The following is a 17,171-nucleotide window of genomic DNA, read 5'->3' as shown; positions in this document are numbered from 1 at the left end:
CGCGGTCCCCGTCCGGCAGCACCCGGACCAAGCCCCGACCGCGACCGCCACCAGGGCGGTGGCGATCAGCAGGACGGCCACGGCCCTGCGGCTGAACCTCGGCTTCTTCACGGGAGAGGGAAGGTCCATGCTCCCAGGATCCCACCGGGTGCGCCCGAGGCTTTGACGGGCTGCTCGTCCCCGGTCGGGCGGTCGGGGACGAGCAGCCCCGCCCTGCCCGTGGAGGCAGCGGCGGGGCTCGGCCGGGCGTGCCCGACGGTCAGGGAAGCGGCGTGTAGACGAGGTGGAGCACCCCGGTCGACAGGGTGGCGCTGTGGGTGAGGTCGAACCTGTGGGTGGGGGTGTCCTCGAACAGGCGCTGTCCGCGGCCGACGGCGACCGGGTGGACCAGGAGCTGGAGTTCGTCGAGCAGTCCGTGGGCGAGCAGCCAGCGTACGGTGGTGGCGCTGCCCGACATGGCGATGTCGCCGTCGACGTCGTCCTTGAGGCGGCGGACCGCGTCGGTGTCGCCGGGCAGGACCGTCGTGTTGGCCCAGGCCGGGTCGGTCAGCGAGGAGGAGACCACGTACTTGGGCATGGTGTTGAGGTAGGTCGCGAACGGCTCGTCGGTGCTGCCGGGCCAGTACGCGGACCACTCGTCGTAGAGCCTGCGCCCCATGAGGAACGCCCTGTTCCGTTCGAGCCCGGCGTTCACCACGGCGCCCATCTCGTCGTTGAAGTAGGGGAAGTGCCACTGGTCGGGCGACTCGACCACCCCGTCGAGCGAGATGAAGAAGTTCGCGACGATCCTGCCCATGGTCCTCGTCCTCGGTTTCCGGAAGCGTGCTGTTCAGGTCGGCTGGTGGGAGCCGTACCTCGTCGCGCGCCAGGTTATGGACGTGCTCAGGTACGGGTCTTGTACAGAAGCGACAAGGGCTGGGCGGGGTCGGCGCGGCGCAACTGGGTGGCGGTGCGGCCGATGAAGCGTCTGAGCGACCTGGACAGGTGGGGCTGGTCGTAGTAGCCGAGCCGGTGGACCACGTCCAGGGGTGCCGCGCCCTCGCCGAGCAGGAGTGCGGCCTGGCGGGCGCGCTCGATCTGGCGGATCGCGCTGGGGGTGAGCCCGGTGGCCGCGGCGACGCGGCGTTGCAGGGTGCGTCTGCTGGTCGGCGGGGTCCCGCCGTCGAGCGCTTCGGCCACCAGCGGGTCGCAGGCGAGCACTCCCTCGCGGACGAGCCGTGCCACGAACTCCTCGGCGTCGTCGAAGGTGGGCAGGGGCCAGCGCTCTCCCCGGAGGACGAAGGCGCCCCCGCCCACGTGGGGGCTGTCCAGTTGCCGGTCGACCAGCAGCGGCACGGGCAGGTGCGGCATGGACACGCCGTGGGCGAAGCTGACGCCGAACGACTCGGAGTCGTCGGGCACCTCGGCGGTGCTCGCCGCGGTCTCGGGGCCGCGGACCGCGGCGTGGGTGGCGCCGCGGTGGGTCCACACGACGAGTTCCCAGTGCGAGGTCGCCACCGAGGTCATGCGGTCGACTCCGCTGCTGTGGCTGCGCCACACGCGGGCGATGTGGGGCGAGTCCGACGGCCGGTCCTCGATGTGCAGCGCCATCAGACCGTCTCGCTGTGGCCGGTCGGGGCCGTCGTGTGGCGGGAGGCGGCTGCTCTTCTCGGGGGTTCGGTCTGGTGGGTTTTGAGGTGGTTCACATAAACCTCGAACTTTACGTCGTAGATTTCTTTTCTGCGGGTGGGGTGCACCGCCGGGTCCCGGTGCGGGCGGGGCGGGGCCATCGGCAGCCCTGTGGCCCGTGCCGCCAACCGGGCCGCGCCCAGGGCCGAGGCGCTGCGCAGCCGCACCGGGCGCAGCTCCACCCCCAGCACGTCGGCGAGCAGGGCACGGAACCGCGGGTCGCGGCTGCCTCCCCCCGCCAGGCGCACCACCGGCGGAAGGCCGTCGGGCAGCAGGGCGGCGGCGTGGCGGATCGTGAAGGCCACGCCCTCCACGGCGGCGCGCAGGACCTCGGCTCGGCCGGTGTCCAGCCGCAGTCCCGCCAGCGCCCCGCACCGGCCCAGTTCGGGGGCGCGCTCCCCGGTCAGGTGCGGCAGGAACACCACTCCCCCGCTGTCCGCCTCCCCCTCCCCGGCCGCGGCGTAGACCTCCTCCCAGGTGGCGCCCAGCAGGGTGCGCACCCACTCCAGCGCCACCCCGGCGTTCTGCACCGCCGCCATCCGGTACCAGCCGGTGCGTTCTGCGGTGCGGTAGACGTGGACGCCCGGCGCGGCGGTGGGCTCGGCGGCGGCCGTCACGATCTGCGCGCCGCTGCCGACGGTGAGCTGGGCCGCCTCCTCCCCGGCCGTCCCGGCGGCCAGCAGCGCTGCCGGGGTGTCGCCCGCCCCGGCGGCCACCGGCAGGCCCGGCGGCAGGCCCAGTTCGGCGGCGGCCGCGGCCGTCAGGCATCCGGCCGCCTGGTCGGAGGCCGCCACGGGCGGCAGCAGCTCCGCGGGGATCCCGGCCGCGCGCAGGGCGGGCGCGGACCAGGTGTCGGCGGGCACGTCCCACAGCAGGGTCGCCGACGCGTCGGAGGGCTCGGTGACGGCCTTCCCGGTCAGGCGCAGCCGCAGCCAGTCCTTGGGCAGCAGCGCCCAGCGCGCCTCGGCCAGGGCCGAGGACTCGTGGCGGGCGGTCCAGGCCAGCAGCGGACCGGTCATGCCGGGCACCAGCGGGTTGGCCAGCGCCTGCCGCTCCGCCGCGGGAAGCGCACGCCATGCCTCCAGTTCGGCCTCGGCGCGGCGGTCGGCCCACAGCAGGGCGGGACGGACCGGAACGGCGTCGGCGCGGGCCAGCACCAGGCCGTGCATCTGCCCGTCCACGCCGACCGCGGCGACGCGGGGGCGGCCCGCGGCGGCCAGGGCGCGGCGCACCGCCGCGACGGTCGCCGTCCACCAGTCGGCGGGGTCGGTCTCGGCCCAGCCCGCGCGGGGCGAGCGCACCGGGTAGACGGCGTCGGCCTCGCCCAGCACGTCGGCCCGTAGGTCGACCACCACGGCCTTGACGCCGCTGGTGCCCAGGTCCACGCCGAGCAGCGCCTCCCCTGCCATCGGCTCTCCTCTCTCGTGCGTCGGTCAGATCGCCCGGCGGCGCTGGAGGCGGGCGAAGGCCAGCCAGCCGGGCAGCACCGGAAGCCAGAAGGTCAGCAGCCGAAACAGCAGCACCCCGGAGAGCGCGGCGGCGGCGGGCACTCCGGCGATGGTGGTCAGGCCGCCGATGAGCGCCGCCTCGACCGCGCCCAGGCCGCCCGGGGAGGGCGCCGCCGATCCGATCGCGTTGCCCGCCAGGTAGACGACGCCGACGGCGGCCAGCGACGGGGTCGCGCCGAACGCCAGGATGCTGACGTGCAGGCACAGCACCAGGCTCACGGTGAGCAGCAGGGTGCCGCCGAAGCCCAGGGCGAGGCGGCGCGGCTGCTGGACGAGGTCGAGCAGTTGCGGCAGCACCCCGCTCAGGTGGGGGCGGAGCCGGTCCAGCGCGGCGCGGCGCAGCCTGGGCACCGCGAGCAGGGCGGCGGCCAGCGCCGACAGCACCCCCACCACCGCCAGCAGGGTGAACGACGGGGAGAAGTCGCCGGGGTAGCCGGTGTGGGACAGGTAGGCGCACAGCACCAGCAGCGGGACCAGGGTGGCCAGTCCGGCGAGCTGGGACACGCCCACCGCGGAGACCGCCTGGGCGGTGCCGGCGCCCTCCCGGACCAGGTAGCGGGTGTTGAGCGCCAGCGATCCCACGCCCGCCGGGGTGGCGATGCGCACGAAGCAGGAGGCGTACTGCACCAGCACGGTGCGCCACAGCCGCAGCCGCACCGGGGAGAAGCCGAGCAGCGCGAGCGCGGGCGCCAGCACGGACAGCAGCGACAGCACGACGGCGGTGCCCGTCCACAGCGGGTCGGGGTCGCTGATGGTGGTCCAGTCCACGCCGGGAAGCTGGTAGGCCAGGGCGAGGCCGACCGCGGTGGCCACGACGACGGTGGCCACGGTGCGCGGCGGCATCCGCTCCAACTGCACCGGCTGGGCGGGCGCGTGCGGGGCGCTGCGGGAGATCTCCTCACGCAGCCGTCCCAGCAGGTCGCGGCGGAAGCGTACGGCGCGGCGCAGCGCCGGGGGCAGGCCGATGCTCTGCAGGAACGGCAGCACGGCGGCGACGGTGTCGGTGCCGAGGCTGCGCACGGCCGAGTCCACGGCGCGGCGCGGTCCCACCCGCAGTGCCAGCGTGGTCAGCAGGGCGGCGTTGTCGAGGGAGAGCGCCCAGGAGCCGGCGGCGACGCTGCCGGTGGACAGGCCGGTGAGGACGGCGCGCCCGTCCGTGCGGCGGCAGACGGCCTCGGGGCCGATCGCGCGGTGGGCCACGCGGCGGCTGTGCAGCAGCCGCAACTGCGTCCAGACCTCGTCGAGGAAGTCGTCGTCGAGGTCGGCGTCGGCCAGTTCGGTGAGCGGGCGGACGGCGACGTACTCGCGGACCAGGAAGGCCGTGGAGGGGTCGAGGTCTCCGACGGCCAGCAGGCGCGGGGCGGCCGTTCCCGCCGCGGCGGCCGCGTACTCCAGCAGCGCGGTGTGCTCGACCCGGTCGCGCAGGCCCAGCAGCAGCGGCGGCGCCGCGGCGTCGCGCAGCACGATCCGCGCCAGCAGCCTCCGGAACACCCCGCCGGCCGGGTCGGGGCCGAGCAGCGTCACCTCCAGGCGGCGGTCCACGGTCTCGGCGACGAAGCGCCGGTTGCCCTCGTGGTCCTCGCCGACGGGGTCCAGGCACAGCGGTTCCAGGCCGAGGCGGTCCAGTTCGCGGACGAGCCGCCCGACGTCGGGCGGCGGGATGCTCACTCCCACGGTGTAGTTGACCAGGGAGGCGCAGACCGCGCCGACGAGCAGGGTGAGCACCAGGGCGAGTGCCGTGGTGTAGCCGGACAGCAGCACCGCGGCCGCGGTGACCGCGACGCCCGCCGCCATGAGGCCGGTGACGGACACCAGGTGCACGGGGCGGGTGGCGTGCAGGTAGGCGACGGCGGCGGCGAGGTAGGCGTGCAGCGGGTTGCTGGCCGTGCCTCCTGCGGTGGAGGTGCTGAGGACGTCGGGCCGGGCCTCGCCCAGCAGTGCGGCCAGGACCGTGTTGAGGGTGACGGCGGCGCCGTAGCCGAGGCCGGCCGCGAAGAGCACGCGCACCACGTGGCGTACGTCGCGGTGGATGAGGCGTTCGGCCACCGCGACTCCGGCCAGCAGCAGGACGGCGAGGTTGGCCAGGCCCGCGACCAGGCCGAGTAGGGACGGCGGCAGCAGGGAGCGCAGTTCGGCCGTGTCACCGACCCTGGACGGCTCGGCGACGAGCACGACGGCGAGGAGGACCAGGGCCAGCAGCGCCCAACCGGCGGCGGTGAACAGCAGGTCGACGGGCCGCCGTGCGACTCCCGCGGCGGCGTCCGTTCCGGTTCTGCGTGTGGTCTCTGCCGTGCTCACGTCCTCTACCCTGCCCTGATCGGCCGCCGGTTGTCGCGTCGAGCGGCCCGAGGCGGGCAACGGGCACCCCACTCGTGGTCCGTGTCCCGGCGGCGGGGACACGGGGCGCGGCCGTCACCGGACGTGATGACCCGCACGGTTCCCGTGTGGTAGGACGGCAGGATCGTCCCATGCGACGTATGCGACAGAACGGTAATCTCACCCAAGGCGCATTTTGTGTCATTTTTCCGCCGAAGGAGAGCGATGGTCACGTATGAGCAGGCGGTCGCGATCGCGAACGCGTGGCTCAACGGCGCCTCCCCGCCGGGTCGACGCCGGGAGGTACGGGCCCACGAGTTCGACCTGGGCTGGGTCGTCTGGGCCGCCCCCGCCGGCACCGGCGGCGTGTGCGGGGTGGTCGACCGTCGCACCGGCGAGCTGAGCACCTGGCCTTCGGCACCGGTGGAGGAGGTGGTGCGGATGTACCGCGACAAGTACTCCCACGATCCCTTCTTCTCCTACGACCCGGCGCTGCCCCCGGTCGTCGGCCCCGGAAACTCGGTGGTGTTCACCTACCGCGACTCCCACGGCGGGGAGGCGTCCGTCTCCCGTTCCTCGGGTCCGGGCATGCCGCCCCCCGAGATCCAGATCTGGACCGAGCTGAGCTGGATGGGGGTGTGTCCCGAGGAGGTGGTGGGCGTCTACTCCGACCTGTACCCGGCGGACCTGCCCGGCGGCTACCGCGGCCGGTTCCTGCGCGACACCTTCGGCGACGTGAAGGTGTCCTGCTCCCACGACTACGGCCCCACCCGTGCGGTCCGCGCCCTGGGCGTGGCCGCGCTCGTCAGCCAGGCCGAGACCGCGCGGCGGCTGCCCGGCGCCCCGTCGCTGCCGCGCCCCAACCGGGTGCCGTTCCCCGCGGGGCGGACCGGTCCCGCGACGGACGACGGGACGCTGGAGCAGCTCCTGGCCGAGACGTTCCCGCAGGTGCTGCGGTACGACCCCGGGCTGCTGGCCGTCAGCGGGCTGCCCGAGGCCACCCGGCGCACCCTGGCCAGGGCGGGCCTGCCCGGCCTGGTCCCCCACTTCTTCGCCGCCGACCTGCCCGATCTTCCGCCCGCCGGCGGGCTGTTCTGCGACACCGCCACCCACCTGCGCGCCTGCGGCGGTGACCTGTCCGACCCGCAGTTGGCCGCCGCCCTCGGCGACTACGTGCGCATCGGCAGCGACGGGGGAAGCGCGGTGGCGGTGCGCACCGTCGGCCCCGACGCCGGATCGGTGTGGGCGGTCGACGTGCGCAGCGGCGCCCGCCGCTACGTCAACCGGTCGGTGGCGGAGTTCGGGCGCTGCCTGGCGCTGCTGTCCCGGACGCTGCCGACCATGCGCGACCAGGACCCCTACAGCGCGGGCCGGATCGTCGCCGAGTTCCAGGAGGCGCTGGCCGACGTCGACGGCTCGGTGTTCGGCGGCCCCGAGCACTGGTGGGCGGTCATCGTCGAGCAGATGTGGGACGGCCTGCTGTGAGCGGCGCTCACCGTCGCGAGGGCTCGGCCTCGTGCCCGGGCTCGCCCGGCGATCGGCGCTCTTCCTTCATCGCCGACTCGTGGACGTGCCGCACCCCGCCGAGCAGGTCCTCGCGGGCCTGCCGCTCGATCCGGCGGAACTCGGCGTAGTAGCCGTCGTCGTACTCCTCCACCAGTTGGTAGGTCCAGCGTCCGTCGACGACGTTGCGGCCGATGAGGCGGCGCCGGACCTCCTCGGCGACCGTGCGGTGCCCGGCCTCCCGCAGCAGCCGCACCGCCTCGTCGAGCATGGCGTCGGCGTGCCCGGTCAACTGGTGCATCGAGTACAGGTGGCCGCGGGCGCGTTCGATGGTCTCCAGCGCCTCGGTGAGCTTGCCGACCCCCGCGACGGTGGCGTCGTCGACTCCCCGGGGCCGCCGGTCCGCGCCGCGCGGGACGGGAATGCGGTGCTGCTGGTCCATGGCCGCACCCTGCCCCCGGCCGGGGCGGTCATGCGCCTACCGGCCGGTCGTTGACCCGTGGTTGGCGATGCGGGGACCCGCGGCGCGGTGGACCGCTGTGCCTCGGGTAGCGGTGCGGTGCACGGCCGGAGACGAGCGAGGAGCAGACCATGCGGGTGCTGAGCGAGGAGGAGATCTCCACCGCGCTGGTGAGCCTGGCGCACTGGGAGCACCGGGCCGGCGCACTGGCCCGGCCGACGCCCACCGACGATCCGGCGGGCATGCGCGCGGCGGTGGACGGCGTCACGGCGGACGAGCCCGGCCACGTGGCCGTGCGGCCCGTCCCCGGCGGACTGGTGGTGCGGGTGGCCACCCCCGGGGAGGGGGTCACCGAGACGGACGTGGAGCTGGCGGCGCGCATCGAGCAGACCATCGAGATGGGCGGCTCCGACTCGCGGCCCCGCCCGCCGCGCTGAGCCGAGGGGTGTCGCCCCGTCCCGCTACCGTGACCGGTGTGACCCCCTACGTTCCCTCTCCCCCGCCCGCCGACCTCGCCGACGACGTGGTGCTGGGCTGGACGACCCGGCTGGGCGGCGGCACGCACCGGCTGGTCCCGGACGGATGCGTGGACGTGCTATGGCTCGACACCGGGGCGGTGGTGGTGTGCGGGCCGGAGACGACGGCGTGGACGTTCTCCCTGCCGCCGGGCACCGAGGCGGTGGGGGTGCGGTTCCGTCCCGGTCGGGCCGCCACCGCGCTGGGACTGGACGTCCCTGGGGCGCGCGACCGGCGGGTCCGGCTGGAGGACGTGTTCGGTTCCCGGGTGCAGCGGCACGTGGCCGAGCAGGTCGCCGAGGCCCCGGACGCGCGGTCGCGGCTGCACGTCCTCCACGGCCACGTGCGCCGCTGGTTGCGGGACGCTCCCGACGCGGACCGGGTCGGCGAAACCGTGGTGCGCATGCTGGAGCACGACCTGGCCACCCCCGTCGCGGAGCTGGCCGGGGAGGCGGGGCTGAGCGAACGGCAACTGCACCGGCGCTGCACCGCGGTGTTCGGCTACGGTCCGGCCATGCTGCGCCGCATCCTGCGCCTGCAACGCTTCCTGCGGCTGGCGCGCCGCCCCGGAGCACCGGCCGACCTGGCCTGTCTGGCGTGCGCGGCCGGGTACACCGACCAGCCGCACCTGTCGCGGGACTGCCGTGCCCTGGCCGGGGTGAGCCCGCGCCGGCTGCTGGCCGACGTCGAGCGGCGGGCGGCGGCCGTGTCCCGCCTCGCCGCAGGAGGGCAGCGGTGCCGGGACGGCACCGGCGTCGAGACCGCCCCTGCTGCCTGAGCGGGTTTCCGGATCCGGGTACGGCCGGTGCAGGTCGGAGGAGCGACCGGCCGGTTCTCGGGAAGCAGAGGAAAACACCGCCGGGTGGCAGCAAAGCCGCGGTTCGCCACGTGTGCTCCCCCGCACGCGGGGACGACTCCGGCCACGGCGCGCTCGGCATGGTCCGCTTCTCATCACCCTGCGGAGACACGACGACCAGGCCGGTCCCGTCCTCTGCTGGACGCGGCAGCCCTGCCGGAGGCGGGACCGGCCTGTCGCCGAAGCCGCGGCCTCGTGGCTCCCGTCGGGCTCCTCCCGTGCGGCCACCGTCTCGGTGGTCCTCACGCTGCCGGGTCCCGCTGCCGCGCCCCGTCCACGGTGGGCGTCCGGAGCCGAGGGCGAGGCGGGGCTCACGGCCTCACCCTCGGCTCCGGTCTCTCGGGCCGAACGCTTCCGGAGACGTCGCCGCCGGGCGGATCGGTCGGACCAGCAGCACGGTCCTGCCCGGGGCAGTCCCGATGACTCGACCTGACTTGAGGCCAGGGGGCAAGAGCGACAGAGGGCACGAAGCGTTCCGGGCGGCCGCCGCACCACTGCGGTTTCGGGGGTTCCCGCCGGTCGGCGCGCCGCCCTCAGGTTCCTCCGGGAGTCCGGCGTACTGGAAGCCGCCCACTGCGAAGGTGCCGGTGCGCAGCGGCTTGGCGTGTCGCCCTCTCCGCTTGGCCCGACCGTCGGGTGCTTCCGTGGGCGTGGGGGCGGTCCTGCGCTTCTGGAGTCGCAGAGGCGGACGGTCTGTGCGACTGGAGACACAAGAACTGCGGTCTTTACGACGTAGATCAAAAATTGTCTCCGCTTCCGCTCCGCGAGACCGTTCCAGGCCCCACCGGGCGAAGTGCTGCCGGAGGACGGCAGCAGACCGCGGGGCGGCCTGCGCGGGGGCGCGGGAAACGCCGGGACCGGCGGTGGGAGGCTGCCGGTCAGCGCGTCTCCGTCGTTCCCCGAAGCGATGCGTCCGACCTGCGGACCAGCTCCCCCACCCGTCCGCCGCCGGACGGGGCGGCCGGGTGGCGTCTCAGGGCGTCCACCACGACCGGGGTTGCGAGGAGCAGCGACCGCGCGAGGCGGTCGTCCCCGGCTGCCAGTTCGAGCGCGCGTGCGGCGTGGGCGGCCGATCCGAGGACGTGCTTGACCTGGGTGGCTTTCGCCAGGGGGTGGAGGAACGCCGCGCCGCACGCGTGGGCGGCGCGCGCGGCGTCGCCGGCCGCGGCCTGTCCCGCGTCGCGGGCCTCCTGAGCCGCCCGATGTGTCGCCCATGCGTGGTCCCGTAGCGCCTTGGTCCGCCTGGCCCCGTCCGCGAACGCCTGCGCGACGTCGATCGCGGCCCGTGGCCGCTGGTCGTCGGGGCGTTCGCGTTCGAGGACCGCCGGTGCGGGCCGCGCGCACGCCACCGCGTAGCCGGTGAGCTCGCGCAGTTCGTCCAGGGTGAGTGCGAATGCCGCAGAACCGTCCGCCATGACGTCCCCTCGTCTCTTCTCGGGCGCCGCAGCCGCCTCGACCGTATCGGTGCACCTGCGGTTCGGGTTCCGGCGGTTTTCCGCCGGACGCCATGACCGGACCGCTGGCCGTTGGAGAGCGCGGAAGGCCGGGGCGGCGACAGGACAGCACGCGTGAGGGCCCGTACTCCGGGCATTCCGGAGTGCGGGCCCTCACGCGGCGCCGCGCGGTGCGGCGCCGTGAGCGGGAACAGGTCAGCGTTCGGTGATGGCGATCCGGCGCGGCTTGAGCGCCCGGCTCTTGGGGACGCGGACGGTCAGCACCCCCTTGGACAGGGTCGCCTCCACGCCCTCGGGGTCGATGCCCTGGGGCAGGGTGACCGCGTAGCGGAACCGGCCGACGCTGCGGGTGCGGTGGCGGAACCAGCCCTCGCGCTCGCGCTCCTTGCGCTCGCCTTCGATGACCAGTTCGGCACCGGAGAGGTCGACGGTGACGTCGTCGCGGGTGACGCCCGGGAGCTCGACCTCGACGACGTAGGCGTCCTCGGTCTCGGACAGGTCGGCCAGCGGCGACCAGGTCGAGTGGTCGGCGCCGACGGCGAGGGTCCGGTCGAACACCGAGTCCATCCACCGGTGCATCTGCGCGTGCAGCTCGTTCAGTTCCCGGAAGGGGTCCCAGTCGGCCGGGGTCTGAGAAGAACGGACGACGGGCAGTGCCATGGTCTGTGCCTCCTCCGAACTCGTACGGCCACCGGGGAGGGTGGCTACTGGACCTGCGAACCTTGCACCCCTGACATTCCCCTTGTTGAGTCTCTTAAACTCAAGTTTGTTGAGTGTGCATGGTCTCACACTCGAAGTGCTGACGGCGTGTCCGTCACTCCGCGGCGCCGCTCCTCCGCTGTCGGCCGTGTCCTGTCCGATCGCGGAACGGGACTCCCGCGGCGGGGAGGACGGACGTTTCCGTGCCGCGGCCGGGCAGCACGGGACCACGGCTCCGACCGGGTGCGGGACCTTCTGTCCCGGCTGCCGCGCCCTGGTGCGGGCGCGGGTCTTCGCGGGGTGTCCGCGGGCACCGCCTCCCGGCGGGAGTCCGGGTTCGGGCTTGCCCTGTCAGCCGCCTGCTGCCGGGAACCCGGTCAGCCGAGCCCGGCACCTCCCGTCCCAGGACCGCGACGCCGGTACCAGCGCCGCTGTCAGCAGCCTCTGGCCTGCGGGACGGTGGGACGGTAGGAAGAGCACGAGGAGAGACCGCCCTCCCAGCGCCGCGAAAGGACACTCCCGTGCCTCACCCCGTTCCTCCTCCCCGGACCGCTCTGGTCACCGGTGCCTCCTCGGGCATCGGTGCGGCCGTCGCCGCCGCGCTGGCCGACCGAGGGCTGCGCGTGTACGGCACCAGCCGCGCCCCCGAAGCCGTGTCCGATCCCGTGCCGCGGGTCGAGTACCTGCCGCTCGACCTGGCCGACACCGCGTCGGTGGAGGCGTGCGCGCAGGCCGCAGGGGAGGTGGACGTGCTGGTGAACAACGCCGGGGAGAGCCAGAGCGGCCCCCTGGAGGAGCTGCCCCCCGACGCGGTGGAGCGGCTGTTCCGCATCAACGTGTTCGGGGCGGTGCGGCTGACCCAGTTGCTGCTGCCGGGGATGCGGGAGCGCGGGTACGGGCGGGTGGTGATGGTCGGGTCGATGGCGGCGAGTTTCCCGCTGGCCTACCGCTCCTCCTACGTGGCGTCCAAGGCCGCACTGCGGGGGTTCGCCGACGCCGCACGGCGCGAGGTGGCCCCCTACGGGGTGGCGGTCACGACCGTGGAACCGGGGTCGGTCAACACCGGCATCAGCCGGCGCCGCACCGCCTACCTGCGCGAGGGGTCGCCCTATGCGGCCGAGTTCCGCACCATGCTGGAGGCGATCGACGCCAACGAGGCCCGCGGGGTCTCCGCCGAACGGGTCGCGCGGACCGTGCTGCGGGCGGTCTGGGCCCGCCGCCCGCGCCCGCTGTACGCGGTGGGCAGCAACGCGCCCGCGGTGTTCGCGCTGCGCCGCCTGCTGCCCCGCTCCGCGGTGCTGCGCCTGGTCGCCCGCAGGCACGGCCTGTGAGCGCCCGGACCGGGCGGCGCGCATGTCCGATCCGTACACGACAGCGCGCGCTGCGCCCGGCAGGCTGGGGTGCATGACACAGGTGCTGAAACGCTACGACTTCCTGGCCGCCGAGTTCACCCGCCGCGTCCGCGACGTCTCGCCCGAGGCGTGGGACGCCCCGTCGCCGTGCGCCGGGTGGAGCGCCCGCGACGTCCTGCGGCACGTGGTGGAGACCTGCGCGGCCATGCCCGGGTACGCGGGGCTGAGCGTCGAGCTGACCGGGTCGGTGGACGAGGACCCGGCCGCCGCGTGGGCCGAGGCGCGCGACGCGATGCGGGAGATCCTCGCCGATCCGGCACGCGCCGGCCTGGAGTACGACGGGTTCTTCGGCCGCACCAGCCTGGCGGCGACGGTGGACCGCTTCCTCTGTTTCGACCTGCTCGTGCACGCCTGGGACATCGCGCGTGCCACCGGGCAGGACGAGACGCTGCCCGCCGAGGAGGTCGCCCGCGTGTACTCCGACGCCCTGGAGCTGGGCGACAGCCTGCGTATGGAGGGCATCTGCGGCCCCGCGGTCGAGGTGGCCGCCGACGCCCCGCTCCAGGACCGGCTGCTGGCCTTCCTCGGCCGCACTCCCTGACCCGCCTGTCCTGCTCGGGGAGCCCGGCCGACCGGGGCGGGGACGCCGGTCGGCCGGGCTGTTTCGACCCCCCCGTGGGGTGACGGCGCCACGGCGGGACGCGCTCCGCCGGTGGCGCCGTGCCGGGACGGGGCCGTTCCTCTCCACGCCCTCGCGGCAGAGAGGGGACGGCCGCGGGGTGTCCGTCCCGGCGGCCGGGGTCAGCGCACGCCCAGGAGGTGGTCCAGGGCGAGCTGGTCGAGACGCTCGAAGTGGTAGCCGCGCTGCGCCACCGCCTCCAGGTCGATGTCCTCGGCGAGCAGGTCCTCCAGGGTCTCGCCCTCGCCCAGGGTGGGCTGCTCCAGTTCGAAGACCCGGGAGGCCTCCATGGCCGCGCGCACCTCGGGGTCGGCGCGGAACGCCGCGGCCTTCTCCTTGAGGATCAGGTAGTTGCGCATGCAGTTGCGCGCGGCCTCCCAGACCCCGTCGACGTTCTCGGTGCGCGGGGTCTTGAAGTCGAAGTGCCGCGGGCCGTCGTAGCCGCTGCTCTCCAGCAGGTTGACCAGGAAGAAGGCGTCCCGCACGTCGCCGGCGCCGAAGCGCAGGTCCTGGTCGTACTTGACGCCGCGCTGGCCGTTGAGGTCGATGTGGAACAGCTTGCCGTGCCACAGGGCCTGGGCCACGCCGTGGGTGAAGCTGAGCCCGGCCATCTGCTCGTGGCCGACCTCGGGGTTGAGGCCGACCATCTCGGGGTGCTCCAGCTCGTTGATGAAGGCGATGGCGTGGCCGATGGTGGGCAGCAGCACGTCGCCGCGCGGCTCGTTGGGCTTGGGCTCGATGGCGAACCGCAGGTTGTAGCCCTTGGTGCGGACGTACTCGCACAGCAGGTTGAACGCCTCGCGCAGCCGGTCCAGGGCGGCGGCGTCGTTCTTGCCCGGCTCGTACTCGGCGCCGTCCATGCCGCCCCAGCACACGTAGGTGCGCGCGCCCAGCTCGGCGGCCAGGTCGATGTTGCGCATCACCTTGCGCAGGGCGTAGCGGCGCACGTCGCGGCTGTTGGAGGTGAAGCCGCCGTCGCGGAACACCGGGTGGCTGAACAGGTTGGTGGTGACCATCGGGACGGTCAGGCCGCTGGCCTCCAGCGCCTCGGTGAAGCGCTTGATGACGGCGTCGCGTTCGGCGGGGCTGCTGCCGGGCGGGATGAGGTCGTCGTCGTGGAAGGTGATGCCGTAGGCGCCGAGCTCGCTCAGCTTCCACACCACGTCGACGGGGTCGAGCGCGGGGCGCACCGCCTCGCCGAAGGTGTTGTGGCCGCGCCATCCGACGGTCCACAGTCCGAAACTGAACCGGTCCTCGGGAGTGGGCTGGTAGTTGCTCATGTGTGCCTCTTTCGTCGTGGTACGGGACTTGCGGTTCAGAGACGGTCGCGGGCGGCGGCGTAGCGCTCCCGCACCTGGGGGGTGGGGTCGGCCTCGCTCACGGCGGTGACGGCGTTCTCCCACTCGGGCGGGGTGGGCTTGCCCGACAGCGCCCAGGCGGCCTGGCGGGCGGCGCCGTCGGCGACGTACTCGCCTTCGGCGGGCACGGTGACGGGGCGGCCCAGGATCTGGGGGGCGATGGCGCGGACCGCGGCGGAGCGGGCGCCGCCGCCGATGAGCAGCACGCGGTTGACCGGCACGCCCTGGTCGACGAGGGTGTCCACGGCGTCGGCCAGGCCGCACAGCATGCCTTCGACGAAGGCGCGGGCCAGGTTGGCGGGGGTGAGGTTGGCGCGGGTGAGGCCGTCCAGGCGGCCGGTGGCGTCGGGCAGGTCGGGGGTGCGCTCGCCGTCCAGGTAGGGCAGCAGCACCAGGCCGCCCGAGCCGGGCTGGGCCGACAGCGCCAGCCGGTCGAACTCGGCGTGGGTGACGCCCAGCATGGCGGCTCCGGCGTCCAGGACGCGGGCGGCGTTGAGGGTGCACACCAGTGGCAGGAAGCGGCCGGTGGCGTCGGCGAAGCCGGCGACGGCGCCGCTGGGGTCGGCGGTGGGCTTCTCGGCGACGGCGAAGGCGGTCCCGGAGGTGCCGATGGAGACCACGACGTCGCCGGGGCGGGCGTCCAGGGCCAGCGCGGCGGCCATGTTGTCGCCCGTTCCCACGCCGACCACGCCGATGGACGGCAGTTCGGGGGCGGTGACCTCGCCGACCGTCTCGGCTGGGCCGGCGACGCGGGGGGTGCGCAGTTCCCGGCCGAAGGCCAGGGTGAGCAGGTCGGTGCGGTAGGTGTCGGTGGCGGGGTCGTAGTAGCCGGTGCCGGAGGCGTCGCCGCGGTCGGTGACGGGTTCGGCTGCGCCGGTGAGGCGCTGGGTGAGCCAGTCGTGGGGCAGCAGGATGCTCTCGGCGCGGGCGGCGTTGTCGGGTTCGTGCTGGGCGAGCCAGCGCAGTTTGGTGACGGTGAAGCTGGCCACCGGCACCGAGCCGACGGCGCGGCTCCACTCGGCGGGGCCGCCGAGTTCGGCGACGAGGTCGCTGGCCGCGCCCGCCGACCGGGTGTCGTTCCACAGCAGCGCGTCGCGTACGGGCACGCCGTCGGCGTCGAGCGCGACCATGCCGTGCTGCTGCGCGGCGACCGAGAGGGCGGCGACGTCGTCGAGGAGTCCCCCTGAGGCGGCCTCAACCAGGGCCTGCCACCACGCCTGGGGGTTGACCTCGGTTCCGTCGGGGTGGGGGGCGCGGGCCTGCCGGACGAGGGCTCCGGTGGCGGCATCGCGCACGACGATCTTGGTTGCCTGGGTGGAGGAGTCGACTCCGGCGACGAGCGGCATGCTGCCTCTCTTTGGTGGGACGGCTGGACATCCATTAGTTTTGTGTTTGAACGAATTGATTGTCAATCCTCGGCGGGGCGGTAACCAGGAGACTGGTGGGAAAACACGGAGGAACGCCGCGGAGGGCGTGAAGCGGGAGGGGAGCCGCCGCATGGTGGGCGCTACCGAGGGACCGGCCGGATTCCAGGCCGTCAGGGAGACCAACCTGGGCATCGTGCTGCGCACGATCCGCACCAGTGCCCCCTGTTCACGGGCGGTGGTCGCCGCGTCGACCGGACTGACCAAGGCCACCGTCTCCAGCCTGGTCGCCGAACTGATCGACCGGGGCCTGGTGTGCGAGACCGGCCTGGTCAACCAGCGCCGGGTGGGACGCCCCGGCATGATGCTGACCATCAACGGCTCCACCCTGGTCGCGATCGGGCTGGAAGTCAACGTCGACTACCTCGCCCTGGCCACGATGGACCTGCTGGAGCGCGAGGTGCTCACCCGGCACGTGGCCTTCGACGCCCGCGCCGCCGGCCCCGAGGAGTGCGCTCTGCGGCTGCGCGACCTGCTGCTGGAGGCCACCGCCGACCCGCTGCTGCGCGACCGCCCGCTGCTGGGGGTGAGCGTGGCCGTGCCCGCGCTCATCGACGTCGCCTCCGGAACCGTCTCCAACGCCCCCAACCTGGGCTGGCGCGGCTTCCCGCTGAAGCGGCGGCTCACCGACCTGCTGGCCGACACCGCGCTGGCCGGGGCGCCCGTGCTGGTCGACAACGACGCCAACCTGGGCGCGGTCGCCGAGTACCGGGGCGGCCACCTGGCCCGCACCCTGGACCTGGTGTACCTGACCGGCGAGGTCGGCATCGGCGCGGGCGTGCTCATGAACGGCGAACCGCTGCGCGGGGCGAGCGGATTCGCCGGGGAGATCGGGCACATCCCGCTGCTCAAGGACGGGCCGCGGTGCGCCTGCGGACAGCGCGGCTGCCTGGAGGCGCTCGCCGGACTCGACTCCATCCTGCGCCGCGCCGTCCCCGACCTGGTGCCCGACGGACCGGTGCGCGGCAGCGTCGTGGAGTCGCTGGTGGCCGAGACCGCGCGCCGCGCCGAAGCCGACGACCCCACCGCGCTGGACGCGCTGACCAGCGCCGGGGAGTGGCTGGGCCGCGCCGCGGCGACCCTGGTCAACCTGCTCAACCCCAGCGCCATCATCCTCGGCGGCTACTTCGTGCCGCTGTCGCCCTGGCTGCTGCCGCCGTGCCGCGAGGCGATGGCCGCGCACTCCTTCGCCCCCGACAGCGGCAACTGCCGCATCGAGCCGTCCACCCTGGGGCTGAGCGCCGCCGCCCGCGGCGGGGCCATGGCCCTCATCGACGCCCTGGACACCGGTTCGCTCCCCCTGCCCCCGGGCAGCAACGCGGCCTGACCCGGCCCGCACCGGCATGGTCCGGGGGCCATGGTCACGCGTCGGGCCTGT

15 protein-coding genes are annotated in these 17,171 nt (G+C 74.4%); 6 read left to right on the top strand and 9 right to left on the bottom strand.

From position 1 onward, the window contains the following. Positions 1-259: 259 nt before the first annotated feature. The 4 genes from AC529_RS09100 to AC529_RS09085 all read right to left on the bottom strand — a co-directional run bounded on the left by AC529_RS09100 (position 260) and on the right by AC529_RS09085 (position 5,474). The gene (locus AC529_RS09100; RefSeq protein ID WP_068755544.1) at positions 260-796 is read right to left on the bottom strand and encodes a dihydrofolate reductase family protein; all 537 of its coding nucleotides are present in this window, start codon (positions 794-796) and stop codon (positions 260-262) included. 86 nt (positions 797-882) lie between these two features. After that, positions 883-1,590 (bottom strand): AraC family transcriptional regulator, encoded by a 708-nt coding sequence (locus tag AC529_RS09095; protein ID WP_068755543.1) that lies wholly within the window; start codon positions 1,588-1,590, stop codon positions 883-885. Next, entirely contained in the window at positions 1,590-3,077 is a 1,488-nt protein-coding gene (locus AC529_RS09090; protein ID WP_083948055.1) for an FGGY family carbohydrate kinase, read from the bottom strand. The genes AC529_RS09095 and AC529_RS09090 overlap by 1 nt, the downstream gene beginning before the upstream one ends. 24 nt (positions 3,078-3,101) lie before the next feature. After that, a complete protein-coding gene (locus tag AC529_RS09085) occupies positions 3,102-5,474 on the bottom strand; it encodes a lysylphosphatidylglycerol synthase transmembrane domain-containing protein (RefSeq protein WP_068755542.1) in 2,373 nt (790 codons plus the stop codon). Between the two features lie 243 nt (positions 5,475-5,717). On the opposite strand from AC529_RS09085, the gene AC529_RS09080 reads away from it, so the two are divergent. Then, positions 5,718-6,977, top strand: a complete 1,260-nt coding sequence (locus tag AC529_RS09080; RefSeq protein WP_068755535.1) for an SUKH-4 family immunity protein — start codon at positions 5,718-5,720, stop codon at positions 6,975-6,977. A 7-nt stretch (positions 6,978-6,984) separates the two neighbouring features. Here the strand turns inward: AC529_RS09080 and AC529_RS09075 are convergent, their stop codons facing one another. Next, positions 6,985-7,437: a hypothetical protein gene (locus AC529_RS09075; RefSeq protein WP_068755534.1), complete on the bottom strand. Its 453-nt coding sequence runs from the start codon at positions 7,435-7,437 to the stop codon at positions 6,985-6,987. 149 nt (positions 7,438-7,586) lie between these two features. Between AC529_RS09075 and AC529_RS20065 the strand changes: the two genes are divergently transcribed. Both AC529_RS20065 and AC529_RS19595 read left to right on the top strand, forming a co-directional pair. Further along, complete coding sequence (locus AC529_RS20065; RefSeq protein WP_068755531.1) at positions 7,587-7,892, top strand: 4a-hydroxytetrahydrobiopterin dehydratase; 306 nt, start codon at positions 7,587-7,589, stop codon at positions 7,890-7,892. A 38-nt stretch (positions 7,893-7,930) separates the two neighbouring features. Beyond that, positions 7,931-8,749 carry a helix-turn-helix domain-containing protein gene (locus AC529_RS19595; protein ID WP_157080135.1) on the top strand — a complete coding sequence of 273 codons (819 nt, stop codon included), beginning with the start codon at positions 7,931-7,933 and terminating at the stop codon, positions 8,747-8,749. Between the two features lie 956 nt (positions 8,750-9,705). Here the strand turns inward: AC529_RS19595 and AC529_RS09060 are convergent. Both AC529_RS09060 and AC529_RS09055 read right to left on the bottom strand, forming a co-directional pair. Then, a complete protein-coding gene (locus AC529_RS09060) occupies positions 9,706-10,242 on the bottom strand; it encodes a putative immunity protein (RefSeq protein ID WP_068755529.1) in 537 nt (178 codons plus the stop codon). Positions 10,243-10,476: 234 nt separating this feature from the next. Beyond that, positions 10,477-10,941, bottom strand: coding sequence for an Hsp20/alpha crystallin family protein (locus tag AC529_RS09055; RefSeq protein WP_068755527.1), 465 nt, complete (start codon positions 10,939-10,941; stop codon positions 10,477-10,479). A gap of 560 nt (positions 10,942-11,501) precedes the next feature. Here AC529_RS09055 and AC529_RS09050 point away from each other — a divergent pair. Beyond that, positions 11,502-12,311, top strand: coding sequence for an SDR family oxidoreductase (locus AC529_RS09050; protein WP_068755525.1), 810 nt, complete (start codon positions 11,502-11,504; stop codon positions 12,309-12,311). 73 nt (positions 12,312-12,384) lie between these two features. Beyond that, on the top strand, positions 12,385-12,933 hold the full coding sequence (locus AC529_RS09045) for a TIGR03086 family metal-binding protein (protein ID WP_068755523.1): 549 nt from the start codon (positions 12,385-12,387) through the stop codon (positions 12,931-12,933). A gap of 200 nt (positions 12,934-13,133) precedes the next feature. Here the strand turns inward: AC529_RS09045 and xylA are convergent, their stop codons facing one another. Beyond that, positions 13,134-14,291: a xylose isomerase gene (xylA, locus tag AC529_RS09040; RefSeq protein ID WP_068755522.1), complete on the bottom strand. Its 1,158-nt coding sequence runs from the start codon at positions 14,289-14,291 to the stop codon at positions 13,134-13,136. Positions 14,292-14,326: 35 nt separating this feature from the next. After that, positions 14,327-15,715: a xylulokinase gene (gene xylB / locus AC529_RS09035; protein ID WP_068755521.1), complete on the bottom strand. Its 1,389-nt coding sequence runs from the start codon at positions 15,713-15,715 to the stop codon at positions 14,327-14,329. Between the two features lie 151 nt (positions 15,716-15,866). Here xylB and AC529_RS09030 point away from each other — a divergent pair, with 151 nt between their 5' ends. After that, positions 15,867-17,120 (top strand): ROK family transcriptional regulator, encoded by a 1,254-nt coding sequence (locus tag AC529_RS09030; protein ID WP_068755953.1) that lies wholly within the window; start codon positions 15,867-15,869, stop codon positions 17,118-17,120. Positions 17,121-17,171: the final 51 nt, after the last annotated feature.

Source organism: Thermobifida cellulosilytica TB100, from assembly GCF_001517975.1.
Taxonomy (GTDB): Bacteria; Actinomycetota; Actinomycetes; order Streptosporangiales; family Streptosporangiaceae; genus Thermobifida; species Thermobifida cellulosilytica.
This window is presented reverse-complemented; position numbering and strand designations above follow the sequence as displayed.

Bases quoted from the DNA above. Each gene is read 5' to 3' on its own strand.
- AC529_RS09075 (WP_068755534.1), bottom strand. From the start codon at position 7,437: ATGGACCAGCAGCACCGCATTCCCGTCCCGCGCGGCGCGGACCGGCGG.
- AC529_RS09080 (WP_068755535.1), top strand. From the start codon at position 5,718: ATGGTCACGTATGAGCAGGCGGTCGCGATCGCGAACGCGTGGCTCAAC.
- AC529_RS09095 (WP_068755543.1), bottom strand. From the start codon at position 1,590: ATGGCGCTGCACATCGAGGACCGGCCGTCGGACTCGCCCCACATCGCC.
- AC529_RS09030 (WP_068755953.1), top strand. From the start codon at position 15,867: ATGGTGGGCGCTACCGAGGGACCGGCCGGATTCCAGGCCGTCAGGGAG.
- xylA (WP_068755522.1), bottom strand. From the start codon at position 14,291: ATGAGCAACTACCAGCCCACTCCCGAGGACCGGTTCAGTTTCGGACTG.
- xylB (WP_068755521.1), bottom strand. From the start codon at position 15,715: ATGCCGCTCGTCGCCGGAGTCGACTCCTCCACCCAGGCAACCAAGATC.
- AC529_RS09090 (WP_083948055.1), bottom strand. From the start codon at position 3,077: ATGGCAGGGGAGGCGCTGCTCGGCGTGGACCTGGGCACCAGCGGCGTC.
- AC529_RS09060 (WP_068755529.1), bottom strand. From the start codon at position 10,242: ATGGCGGACGGTTCTGCGGCATTCGCACTCACCCTGGACGAACTGCGC.
- AC529_RS09045 (WP_068755523.1), top strand. From the start codon at position 12,385: ATGACACAGGTGCTGAAACGCTACGACTTCCTGGCCGCCGAGTTCACC.
- AC529_RS09055 (WP_068755527.1), bottom strand. From the start codon at position 10,941: ATGGCACTGCCCGTCGTCCGTTCTTCTCAGACCCCGGCCGACTGGGAC.
- AC529_RS09100 (WP_068755544.1), bottom strand. From the start codon at position 796: ATGGGCAGGATCGTCGCGAACTTCTTCATCTCGCTCGACGGGGTGGTC.
- AC529_RS20065 (WP_068755531.1), top strand. From the start codon at position 7,587: ATGCGGGTGCTGAGCGAGGAGGAGATCTCCACCGCGCTGGTGAGCCTG.